The 12,142-nt window shown below is 34.0% G+C and carries 11 protein-coding genes; 3 read left to right on the forward strand and 8 right to left on the reverse strand.

The features are described from left to right. Nucleotides 1-4: 4 nt before the first annotated feature. The 7 genes from C4F50_RS08730 to C4F50_RS08760 all read right to left on the reverse strand — a co-directional run bounded on the left by C4F50_RS08730 (nt 5) and on the right by C4F50_RS08760 (nt 9,559). Entirely contained in the window at nt 5-3,217 is a 3,213-nt protein-coding gene (locus tag C4F50_RS08730; RefSeq protein WP_228011993.1) for a TonB-dependent receptor, read from the reverse strand. Nucleotides 3,218-3,407: 190 nt separating this feature from the next. After that, nucleotides 3,408-4,586: a FecR family protein gene (locus tag C4F50_RS08735; RefSeq protein WP_193846059.1), complete on the reverse strand. Its 1,179-nt coding sequence runs from the start codon at nt 4,584-4,586 to the stop codon at nt 3,408-3,410. A 466-nt stretch (nt 4,587-5,052) separates the two neighbouring features. Then, nucleotides 5,053-5,616: an RNA polymerase sigma factor gene (locus tag C4F50_RS08740; protein WP_193846060.1), complete on the reverse strand. Its 564-nt coding sequence runs from the start codon at nt 5,614-5,616 to the stop codon at nt 5,053-5,055. A gap of 374 nt (nt 5,617-5,990) precedes the next feature. Then, on the reverse strand, nt 5,991-6,647 hold the full coding sequence (locus C4F50_RS08745) for a hypothetical protein (protein WP_008466087.1): 657 nt from the start codon (nt 6,645-6,647) through the stop codon (nt 5,991-5,993). Nucleotides 6,648-6,764: 117 nt separating this feature from the next. Next, entirely contained in the window at nt 6,765-7,136 is a 372-nt protein-coding gene (locus C4F50_RS08750; protein ID WP_193846061.1) for a YraN family protein, read from the reverse strand. A gap of 300 nt (nt 7,137-7,436) precedes the next feature. Beyond that, nucleotides 7,437-8,336, reverse strand: a complete 900-nt coding sequence (locus C4F50_RS08755; RefSeq protein WP_193846062.1) for a S66 peptidase family protein — start codon at nt 8,334-8,336, stop codon at nt 7,437-7,439. Between the two features lie 146 nt (nt 8,337-8,482). Further along, the gene (locus C4F50_RS08760; RefSeq protein WP_193846063.1) at nt 8,483-9,559 is read right to left on the reverse strand and encodes a serine hydrolase domain-containing protein; all 1,077 of its coding nucleotides are present in this window, start codon (nt 9,557-9,559) and stop codon (nt 8,483-8,485) included. Nucleotides 9,560-9,700: 141 nt separating this feature from the next. Between C4F50_RS08760 and C4F50_RS08765 the strand changes: the two genes are divergently transcribed. The 3 genes from C4F50_RS08765 (at nt 9,701) to C4F50_RS08775 (ending at nt 11,806) form a co-directional block, all read left to right on the forward strand. Then, nucleotides 9,701-10,795 (forward strand): endonuclease/exonuclease/phosphatase family protein, encoded by a 1,095-nt coding sequence (locus C4F50_RS08765; RefSeq protein WP_193846064.1) that lies wholly within the window; start codon nt 9,701-9,703, stop codon nt 10,793-10,795. 102 nt (nt 10,796-10,897) lie between these two features. Next, the gene (locus tag C4F50_RS08770; RefSeq protein WP_193846065.1) at nt 10,898-11,437 is read left to right on the forward strand and encodes a 3-hydroxyanthranilate 3,4-dioxygenase; all 540 of its coding nucleotides are present in this window, start codon (nt 10,898-10,900) and stop codon (nt 11,435-11,437) included. Nucleotides 11,438-11,494: 57 nt separating this feature from the next. Continuing rightward, entirely contained in the window at nt 11,495-11,806 is a 312-nt protein-coding gene (locus C4F50_RS08775) for a hypothetical protein (protein WP_193846066.1), read from the forward strand. Nucleotide 11,807: 1 nt separating this feature from the next. Here the strand turns inward: C4F50_RS08775 and C4F50_RS08780 are convergent, their stop codons facing one another. Then, a complete protein-coding gene (locus tag C4F50_RS08780) occupies nt 11,808-12,098 on the reverse strand; it encodes a type II toxin-antitoxin system RelE/ParE family toxin (RefSeq protein WP_193846067.1) in 291 nt (96 codons plus the stop codon). Between the last annotated feature and the right edge of the window lie 44 nt (nt 12,099-12,142).

The raw sequence follows: 12,142 nt of genomic DNA on the forward strand, positions 1-12,142 counted from the left end.
TTTACTATTTAAATTTTACAGTCAAACCAAACGCCACACTTCTGGTACGAGGGTAAATTCCTCGGTCACCTCCAAAGTTATCTTCAGTCCTGCCGCTGCCGCTAACATTCAATTCTGGGTCAATACCCGAATAGTCTGTTATCAGGAATAAGTTGCTTCCTGTAAGCGAAAGACGAATAGTATCAATGTATTTATCTGTAAAACGGAAACTGTATCCCATAGTAAGATTTTCTAAACGAATGAAGGAACCGTCTTCTAACCATAAATCTGATCCGTATGGCGAAGTATAAATTCCTTGCTCTACAGCACTTTCTAAAACATTCGATTTACCAATATTTTCCATTCTGCTTAAGTTAGAACGCAGACCGTTGTAGATTTTGTTTCCTCCAGAACCTCTTACTAACATAGATGCATCGAAGTTTTTATATCGGTAAGAAGGGTTAAATGCAAAAGTATAAGTTGGCAGAGCCGAGCCTGCATAATAGCGGTCTGGACTTTTTGCTCCCTGATCAATTATACCATTCCCGTCGCGATCTAAAACAGTTTCTACATTATTCTCATTTTTTCCGGTGTGTTCCAGAATGTAAAAAGCGCCAATTGGTTTTCCTTTTACTAAATAAGAGTTTGCTGCACCCCATCCTACATAATCTGTATTTAACGGAACTCCGTTAATGCTTCCGTTTAAATTAAGCACCTCATTTTTCATAAAAGCAAGGTTTCCTGCTATAGTCAGTGTACTGTTTTCTGATTTTATCACATCATAAGCAAGCGAAACTTCAAGACCTTTATTCGAAATACTTCCAACATTTGCTTTGATAGTTGGATACGGATATGGAGGCTGCGGTACTGTATAATCAAATAATAAATCTTCTGTTTTTGAAGTATAAACATCTACAGTACCTCTTAATCTATTGTTTAAGAGTGCAAAATCAAGACCTAAGTTGGTTTGTTTTTTGGTTTCCCATTTCAAATCGGCATTGGCATTTTGAGTGATGATATAATTGGTAATTGGAGCACCTCCAAAATAAGTTGTACCGCTGCTGCCCACCAATGAGATTGAATTTTGCGGATAAAGTCCCTGCTGATTGCCGGTTTCTCCATAACCCACACGAAGTTTTAGTTCGTCAAACCACTCTTGTTTTTGCATAAAAGGTTCTTTGTTAATCTGCCAAGCCACAGATGCAGATGGAAAATTCCCCCATTTGTTGTTAACCCCAAATACAGATGAACCATCACGACGAATACTAGCGGTAACTAAATAACGGTCTAGTAACGAATAATTTAATCTTCCTAAAAACGAAACCAATGTTCTGTCGTTTTTATAAGACTCTATGTCTCCCGGACGAATTTTTGTTAAATCGCCTAACTGAAGTGCGTTGTAAGCAGCGTCATCGTTAATAAAACCTCTTACTTGTGCAAAATTACCCTGATACATTTGATTCTGCCATTCGTATAAACCTAAAACGTTGATGTTATGAATGCCAAATGTTCTTTTATAATTAAGACTGAAGTTGGTTAGTTTCTCATTCTGGCGGCGGTTTCTAACATTTCCATAACCATTTTGATCTATTGCATACGCACTTGTAGAGGCAACAGGAAGATAATAACCTTCTGTAGTATTTGTTTTTCTCCAGCTTCCGAACCAGTTTGCGGTTAAGCCCCTTGCCAAATCCAAATCGGCTTTTAAACTTGCAAACAAGTTATCGTTTTCTGCATTGTTAGAAACGGTTTGTGCAGTAGCGTATGGATTTAAATATTGAAATACATTTGGATCTGTAAAGTAACTTCCATCAGTATTAAAAACAGGATCTGTAGGTCGTAGTAAATACGCATTTGTAATTAAGTTTGAAGTATACGCTGCTGTCCCGATATTTTGAATAATGCTGGTGGTATTATTGATACCTGTATTTAAATTAAAAGTCAATTTTAACTTGTCATTAAGCGCCATCTGACTTGCCTGCATACGGCCGATGTATTTTTTATTGCTGGAGTTAATCACAACCCCATCCTGCATAATGGCAGTTAAAGAAGCTCTGTAATTGAATTTATCAGTTCCGCCTCCAAAAGATAAAGTGTGTGTATTTGTAAATCCAGTTTGAGTTAAAAGACCGTACCAATCGGTATCAGAACCGTGATTAGCAGATGCAGGAACACCAACACTCTGCGCGGCAGCCCACCATTGATCAGCATTTAGCATGTGTAATTTTTTAGGAATAAAATCGATTGAACTTGATCCAATATATTCCATTGTAGTTTTACCCGCTTTATTCTTTTTAGTGGTAATAATAAGCACACCAGCCGCACCGCGGGAGCCATAAATTGCAGTTGCAGATGCATCTTTTAAAATGTCATAACTTTCAATTTCAGTTGGAGGCACTTGATTTAACAAGTCCATATTTCCCTGAATTCCATCAACAACAACCAAAGGATCACTTCCTCCAATCAAAGAAGAAATACCGCGAATACGAACACTTGGTCCAGAACCAGGTTCACTTCCTAATTGTGTGATGTTTACACCAGCTGCTTTTCCGGCAATCAATTGTAACGGATTTACAATTGCACCCTGATTCATATCTTTAGCCGCAATAGAAGAAACGGCTCCTGTTACATCTTTTTTTGCAGCAGTACCATAACCAACCACTACAATTTCTTGTAAATCGGTAGCATCTGGAAGCAGCTGAATATTGATTACAGTTTGATTTGCAGTTACTTTTTTCTCTTTGTAACCCACAAAAGAAACCACAATTACAGACTGACTGCTTTCTACGGTAAGTTTGTATTTACCGTCAAAATCCGTTACCATTCCGTTTTTAGTTCCTTCTTCCACAACAGAAGCTCCTGGCAAAGGCAGACCGTTTTCATCTGTAATTACACCAGAAACGGTTTGTTTTTGATATTCGATTACTTGGGTCTTTAGTTCTGGTTTTTTGAGAATAATCTGGGTGTCGCGAATTTTAAATTCGGTTGGAGTTCCTTTAAAAATTTTATCTAAAACCACATATATAGATTGGTCTTTTACAGAAATTGAAACCGTTCGATCTAAGTCAATATCGTTCAATTTGTAAATGAATCTGAAGTCAGTTTTTTGTTCAATGGTCTCAATAACCTTTTCGATTGTTGAATTGTTTAATTCCAAAGTAACTTTTGTCTTTTGGGCATAAGTATTCCCTCGGATATTAAACATGGCGACCAAAATAAGGAGTGTAGTTAATTTCAATTTTAGGTCATTTTGGAACAATGAGTATAGAAACCCATTATTCTTAGATTTTTTTTTCATAATTTTGTTAATTGATTGTAGTTAATTCGTTATATTCAATCACTTAGTAAATCGGAAATTGTTCGCAGCTCTTTCCGATTTTTTTATTCTAGTACTTTTTTTCCATCATAAATTTTCATTGGTTTAGTGGTTATTTAATTAGTATTTGATTGTTTTTTATAGTGTAATTAATGCCGTGAATGTCATTAAAATAACTCATGACATTTTCTATAGATTCTTCTTTAAAACTTGCGTTGAATTTCTCGTTTGCCAGTTTTTCATTTTTATTTACAATTGTAACATTATAGCGTCTTTCAAGCTTGGTAATAATATTTTTAAAAGCCATATTTCTAAAAGTTAAACCGCCGTTTATCCAAGAAGTATAGATATCGGTAATAACTGCTTTGGTCGAAATTTTTGCATTTTCTTTGTTGAAACTTCCTTTAAAACCAGGTTTCAAAATGGTGTTTTTTAAAGCGTCAAACTCCTCTTTTGATTCGTACATTCCGACAGAACCTTCGACTAAAACAACATCGGTTGCAGGATCTTCAGGATAATTAGAAACATTAAAATGTGTTCCGAGAACGCGCACATTCAATTCGTCGACGTTTACGATAAACGGATGTTTTTTGTCTTTGGCAACATCAAAAAAAGCTTCTCCATCGAGAAATACCTGTCTGTTTTCGCCGGTAATAAATTTTACAGGATATTTTAAAGTGGTTCCAGAATTTAGGTGTACAAAAGTTCCGTCAGACAATTGCAGACGGAATTTTTTACCGTATGGAATTTTAATTGTGTTGTAAACCAATTTTTCAGGATCAGAACTGTTTTCATACACCAATTTATCTCCGTTTTGATTTCCAACAATATTTCCCTCTGCATCTTTAACCTGAGAGGAATTTTGCTCAGAAATAATTTGAGTTTCTCCATTTTCTAATTGTAAAACAATCTCAGAGCTTTTAAAATCAAATTTTTGTTCAACCGGCTGGTCTGCTAAATTTTGTTTGTAGAAAAAACCAATTCCGAGCAGCACAACAATAGATGCCGCAATAGAAATGTATTTTCTGTAGCTTGTTTTTCTAGAAGGCATTTCGATTACAGTTTCTTCTTCTTTTGCACTGGTTAAAATGGTATTGAAAATAGAATCTGCAGTTTGTTTGTCCATTTTTGGCATTTCATCCAAAAGATTTTGAACATCTTCAACCGTCGGAAAATCATCCGTAAGAGTATTATTTCGGTAATAGGCAATTACTTGCTCGGTTTCTTCAGCAGTGCATTGATTTAAAACAAACTTTTGTAAAAGCGTTTTTATTTCAGAATTAGAATTCATTAAGAATGTTTTTAGGTTCTGTGTTTAGATAATACAGTTGAGGAGAATGCGAGTACTACTCAAACGTTGTAAATTTTTAAAATTTAACATTTGAAAGGTTGTTGTGGGTTGTAAGTTTTTGATTTTTAGAATATTAAAAACAAATATTTTTTTTAGAATGGAATAAAAATCTTTGTCAAAGTTTTAAACTTGACAAAGATGAACCGCAATATTGTAGAACATGGCCTACGGTTTCAACCTTGGCTATGTTTTGAAATAGATGATTTTTGCAGCAAATACGACGTGTTTGTCATTTCGATCGAAGGGAGAAATCTCCGTAAGGAGCGTCGCAAAGTTTGATTCAGTTTGTAGAGTTACTCGCGGAGATTTCTCCTTCGTCGAAATGACAGCAGAGGGAGATATAATTAAAATCAAAAAAAAAAAATCACTCCAAAGAGTGATTTTTAGGGCATTATTGTGGTTTTGGTTAGATAATTTCATCGTGAAGTTGAAAAAAGCCGCGCATCGATTCGAGCGCTTTACTCATTTGGTTCCGGACCGTATTTATAGAGATTCCGAGTTCCTGACTTATTTCTTCGTAGCTCATTCCTTTTTTCCGAGACATTTTAAAAATCTGCCGTCGTTTAGGAGGGAGCTGTTTTATAGCTTGTTTTCGGAGTTTTTTACAATCGGCTTCGCGAACTGCATAATCTCCGTATTCATGTGATTTCTGACTTTCGTAAAAAACAGCTTCTTTTAAGATCTCCTCATTTGCTGCTTTATTTAAAACATTAAAAGCCTGATTTCTCGCTATGGTAAAAATATAAGCTTTAAAAGATTGTTCTATATTTAAACTTTCGCGGTTGAGCCAAACCTTCATAAAAACATCCTGTACATTCTCTTCTGCCGCCTCTTTCGATTTTAGAAGACTGATGCTGTAACCATAAATAGCTTGGTGGTATAAATCAAAAAGTTGGCGAAAAGCTTTTTCGTTTCCATTTTTGAGTTCACTTACCAATAATTTTTCACTATGGTCGCTCGCTTCTAACAATTTAATTCGCTTTTATTTAAAATCTAATGGTATTAAACTATCGAAATAGGAATTTGCATTTGACTTCGTGACAAATATATAAAAATATTATTCGCAACAAATCATATCTAAAAAAACTTAATTCGGATTTTTTGTTAGTTTTTTGTAGTGATGAGGTAAAAAACCTTGTAAAGTGGCTTTTATACAAGTAAGTGTCAAATTGACGCTTTTGAGAAATAAATTTGAATTATAGATTTCACTTTTGAGAATATTCTTATCTGCGAAAAATTGAATTTGGAAGTTAATCTTGTTTTACAAAAAAATCCTTTTAACTCTTTTCAATTAAAAAGAGATAAAAGGATTCTGTTTATAATGATTTTTAAAACTATTTTGTTTTAGTTTTTCAAGTCTTTAATTACTTTAAAAGCAACATCAACTTGATCTTCTCCTACAAGAATTGTAAATTCGTTTGAAGTCGAAATCACTTCGTTAATAATAATTCCTTCCCAAGCCAAACGCTGGAAGATGAAATAGTAAATACCCGGAACTACGATGTTTTCTTTCGGTAGTTTAACGGTGATAGAAGCTAAATTGTCTAATTTCTGAATTAGTTTTTCTCTCATAAAGTGTTTTTCAACTAAATGATTTACACTGCTGCTCACTACAATATTAGTCTCATTTACGCCACGGGATGAAGTATAAAAAATATCCGATAAAGCATTGATATCCGAAATTAAATCAGCTTGTTTGTTTAAGACAGTTTCTGATGCCGCAAAAGTGTAATCGGTAAGTTCAGAACGGACCGTAATTTCTCCAATGTTTTTAATTACTTTATTGATTTTGTGATTCAATTTAAAGTCCAATTCTTCTGTTAGCCTTTTTAAAGACATTACAACAGCGCCTTGTTTTACTTCTTTTCCAAATTCACTTTCCAATTCCGTCATAATGTTTCGAGAAAGCGAAGTCAGGTTGATAATTCCCAGCGACAATGCATTTAAGAGAAATGGTTTTGTTTTGATGTAATTTTCTACAATTGAAGAAACAGTTTTCATAATCTTTTTTTTTTTTGTAATCTAGTTGGTTGGTTAATTTAACATTTTGATGTTATAAATCTCTGCAAATATAAATAAAAAAACAAATTGTTACAATTATAACATTGAAAAATTATGTTAAAAATGATAAAATGCATCAGTAAGATGTTCAATTGCAAACAATTCCCCGTTTTTATGGACGGCAACAATGTCAAAACGGATTTCTAAATCTTCTCCAAAATCCTTTTCCCTATCGTTTATGTAGGCATTTACTGCTTTAATGAGTAATTGAATTTTTTTTGGCTTCACAAAATCTTGTGGCGCGCCAAAATCGAGACTCGATCTGGTCTTTACTTCGACAATGGCCAAAACAGATTCTTTTTGTGCAATAATATCTATTTCGGCTTTCTGAAAAACGTAGTTTCTGACTAGAATTTTATATCCATTTTCTTTTAAATGAGCGGCCGCAAGTTCTTCTCCTTTTTTTCCAAGTTCATTATGTTCTGCCATTTTTTTTTGTTTTAAGTTTCAGGTTTCAGGTTTCAGGTTTCAGGTTTCGAGTTTCAAGTTTCGAGTTTCAAGTTTCGAGTTTCAAGTTTCAGGTTTCGAGTTTCAGGTTTCAGGTTTCAGGTTTCAGGTTTCAAGTTTCGAGTTTCAGGTTTCAAGTTTCAGGTTTTTGAACCTTACTAATGAGCACGCAAAGACGCTAAGTTGCAAAGTGATTAAATTAAAAACTTTGCGACTTAGCGTCTGCGGGATAATAAGTATTGTGGTATTTATTTCTTTATAATAAAGAAATGGAAATTGGTATTATTTTTTAAAAGTAACGATGCTTCCTGTTGCAGTAACTTCGATAGAAACGGTATTTCCCATTATTAAAGCTCTGTTGTCTCTAATATGACCAGCTGGGAAATTAAAAATAACTGGAATATTGTATTTTTTAGTGACATCATCAATAATTTCTAAAGCATTTTTACCCCATGGCACTTCGTTATCTTTCATGCTTGTCATGCCTCCAATGATAATTCCTTTTAGGTTTTCGATGCATCCGTTACGTTTCAAATTCATCATCATTCTATCGATATGATAAAGATATTCATCTAGATCTTCAATAAATAAAATTTTAGCGCGGCAGTCAATTGCAGAAGGCGAACCTAATAAACTATATAAAATAGATAAATTACCGCCGACCAATTCGCCTGTTGCACTTCCAAAACGATTCATAGGAGCTGGGCTGATAGTATAGGAAACAGGCTCGCCAAACAGACTTGCTTTTAACGAACTTACAGCGTCTGGAGTTGCTCTAGGAACGGTAACCGGCATAATAGCATGGAGTGATTTGTAACCCATGGTATTCAAATGATTGTGCAAAACTGTTACATCACTAAACCCAATAACCCATTTTGGATGTTGTTTGAATTTTGTAAAATCTAACAAATCCAGCATTCGCACAGTTCCGTAACCGCCTCGAACGCACCAAATTGCTTTAATGTTTGGATTGTCTAACTGCTTTTGAAAATCGGCAGCTCTTTGCTCATCAGTTCCTGCCAATTGGTGATAATCTAATCCGATCGTAGAACCTACAACGGCTTCTAGTCCCCAGCTGTGAAGTAAATCGATAGTAGGTTTTAAGTTATCGTCTATATTTTTTCTTGCTGTTGCTAAAAGTGCTACAGTATCTCCTTTTTGTAAATAAGGTGGTGTTATCATGGTTTGTTGAGAATAACAGGTGAATGATTGTAAGGCAAAAGTAAAGAATAGGATTTTACAAAATGTAAAATGTTTCTTTAAGTATCGAAGTATGTTTGTCATAATATCTTTTACTTAAAATTATAAATTATTTTTTAGATTAAAATTTAACCGCCGTATTGTTTTTGTAATTTTTCAAGAAGCAGCATTAATCCTTTGTCTGCCTCCTCAGATTGTACATTGCAAAAAATAATAAAAGCTTTGTTGACAGCTTTACAAATATACACTTTGGTCAAAAAAGTTCCAGGATTTCCGTAATGAAATGAATATTGTAAATCTGAATTTTTATTTGTTTCTGAATACCAGCCATATGAAAATTCAAATAGGCCATGGTGCATCAAATTAAATTCTTCTTTTGAAAGTACCTTTGATTTCCCTAATAAACCTTGCAATTGCATTTGAGTAAATTTGCAATAATCAGGCAGGCTGCTATTTATATTTCCCGCAGATGAGAGCCAGTTTAATTTATAATTTAATGCAGGCTTTTCTGGGATTAAGTTTTCATCATGTCCCCAAGGCTGATTTTGATTTAATAAATTGGGTTGTCCAAAACCAAAATTGATACTTAATTCATCGCCCAATTCTTTTACCAACTTCTCATAGCTTTTCCCTGCCGCTTTTTCCAGCATGAGACCGGCAGCAACATAACTCATATTGGAATAATATACATCTTGCTTCTCTGAAAGCACTTTATTTTGTTTAAAAAACCAAGCAATAAATTCATAACGCTGCTGTTGGTCATTGCCTTTAATTTCTTTTTCTGCTAGTGTCGTATTTCCGTAAGACCAAGTTGGAATATTGGCTCTAAAAGTGATGAAATCTCTTAGAGTGAAGTCGTAGTATCTTGGATTACTTTGCGCTTTTAGTTCTGGATATAAATCGAAAAAATTGGTGTCCCATTTCAGTTTTCCCTGCTTTACCAAAATGGCAGCAATATAACTGGTAACAGTTTTTGTTAACGAACCTAATCGAAATTTATCATCAATATCTGCTTTTGCCGCTGCATTAATACGTTGATAACCTAAAGCTTGAATTTCGAGTATCGAATCGGAAGAAACAACAGCATAAGACAATTCAGGAATGTTGTGTTTAATTCTAATACTGTCAGCAAAAGCACTATTTTTTTGACCATAGAAAGTCCATAAAAAACTAAAGAAAAAAAGAAAAACAAGATTTTTTTGCATTTAAATGTGGTAAGATTTTGATGGCAAGTTACAAAGAGATTTTGCGAATTACGAAGATAAAAACAAAAAACAAACAATATAAAATTCTTACAAAAAAAAACAAATTCACTAAATTGCAGCATTTTTTAAAACATAAAATAGATGTCATTTGTTAGATTTTATTTCTTAGTTCTTCTTTTCACGATTCCGATTCAATCGCAGTCCAAAAAATATACAATTCATACCGTTGCCTTTTATAATTTCGAAAACTTCTACGACAGCGTTGACGATCCTATTATCAATGACGACGAATGGACACCCAATGGCGCACAGCATTGGACAGAAGAAAAGTATCAGCAAAAAGTAAAAAACCTGGCAAGGGTTATATCTGAAATCGGTACGCCAGAAAATCCGAACGCACCAACAATCATTGGGGGCGGTGAAATCGAAAACAGGGGAGTTTTAGAAGATTTGATTAAAGATTCAAAATTGCAGTCTTATGATTTCGGGATTGTTCATTTCGATTCACCCGACCGCCGAGGTATTGATGTAGCATTATTGTATCAAAAAAAGTATTTCCGTCCCACTTCATTTTCAAGTATACCGCTGATTATTTATAAAAAAGCTTTTGAAAAGAAAGAAGAACAAAATGATGTTTTGAATGATAGTATTGAAACAAAGACGATTAATAAAAACCGTGTTTTTACTCGAGACCAGCTTTTAGTTTCGGGTTTTCTCGAAGGAGAAGAAATTCATATCATTGTCAATCACTGGCCGTCGCGATCGGGAGGAGAAAAAGCCAGCAGTCCGTTTCGGGAAGCAGCGGCACAATTGAATAGAAAAATTATCGATTCACTGCAAAATATAAATCCAAAAGCCAAAGTCATTACGATGGGCGATTTTAATGACGGGCCACTAAATAAAAGTGTGAAAAACATTTTAGAAGCAAAAGCAAAGAAATCGGAAGTTTCAGAATTTGGCGTTTTCAATCCTTTTGAAGAAATGGCAGATAAAGGAATGGGAACAATTGCGTATCGTGATTCTTGGAATGTTTTTGACCAGATTATAATGACAGAGCCTTTTATAAACCCAGAGTCTTCGACTTATAAATTTTGGAAAGCCGGCATTTTCAATCGCGCATATCTCATTCAGACAACAGGACGATATAAAGGATATCCGTTACGGCACAGCCAGAAAGAAGTAGGTTTTAGCGATCATTTTCCAGTATATATTTATTTGGTAAAAGAAGTTAGGTGAGGGGGTCAGTATTTTTAATATTCAAGATGAGACCGAACACTAAAAATACTCAACACTGAATACTTTTTAGTAACTTAGCTTTTATAATTAGTACTAAAAAAAATGGGAATTGCAAAACCTTTCAATCTTACCAAGTGGATTGACGAAAATCGACACTTACTAAAACCACCAGTTGGGAATAAAAACCTTTACGTAGATTCTGGCGATTATATCGTGATGATCGTAGCGGGGCCAAATGCCCGAAAAGACTATCATTATAACGAAACCGAAGAACTTTTTTACCAGCTTGAAGGAAGTATAAAAGTAGTAATCCAAGAAGACGGCGAGCGCAAAGAAATGGAACTAAATGCCGGCGATATGTACCTGCATCCTGCAAAAGTGCCGCATTCTCCTGTTCGTTCAGAAGGTTCAATTGGTTTGGTAATCGAGCGTAAACGCGCGGGCAAAGGCTATACAGATGGTTTGCTTTGGCACTGTGACAATTGCAATCATAAATTGTACGAAGTCTATTTTGAACTTCATAATATCGAAAAAGACTTCCTGCCTCATTTCGAACATTTCTACAATTCAGAAGAATTAAGAACCTGCGATAATTGCGGTACTGTTATGGAAAGTGATCCTAGATTTGTGGCGAAGAAATAATATTTTATAACATATTCGTTATATTTGCATCATTGATGAAGTGAAAAAATATCAAAAATGATACAGGAAATTATCACATATAAGAGGATTGTAAGTAATCTAGAAAATTTAATGAATGAATCACCATTCAAAAAGAACTATATTATTGAAAAAACGGGTATTCCAAGTCCTACATTTTATCGCAAACTAAAGGCACAATCTTTTACTCCAGATGAAATACTTCAGATAGCAAAAATTATTTCGCCAGAAGAAAATTATATGTTAGAATTGAAAGCAGATATTGAACAGGGAAAACGGGATATAAAAAATGGAGATTTTATAACCCATGAAGAAGTGCTGGCAGAATTAAAAAGAAAAAATTTTATTTAAATCATAAATTGGTTAAATCTATAGGTTTTTGCCGGCTGTTATAAAAAGTGATTAATTCGATATAGTGATGTGTTAGTTCATAGTACAAAGTAATATTTTTTGAAATTACGATACTTCTACATTTTAATTTTGGATTGTATTTTCCAAGCAAAGGATTATTTTCTAATAAAACAAGAACGTTTAAGACATCATTGACGAATTTTTGAGTTACAAATGGAGACCAAGATTGTTCCAAATAATTTTGAATCTGATCAAAGTTGTATTTCGCTTTTTTAGACCAAATAATTTTCATTAATAGAATTTGATTATTCGGCAAATATAAAAAATAACCTACAA

Source organism: Flavobacterium hungaricum (assembly GCF_015182285.1).
Lineage (GTDB): Bacteria > Bacteroidota > Bacteroidia > Flavobacteriales > Flavobacteriaceae > Flavobacterium > Flavobacterium hungaricum.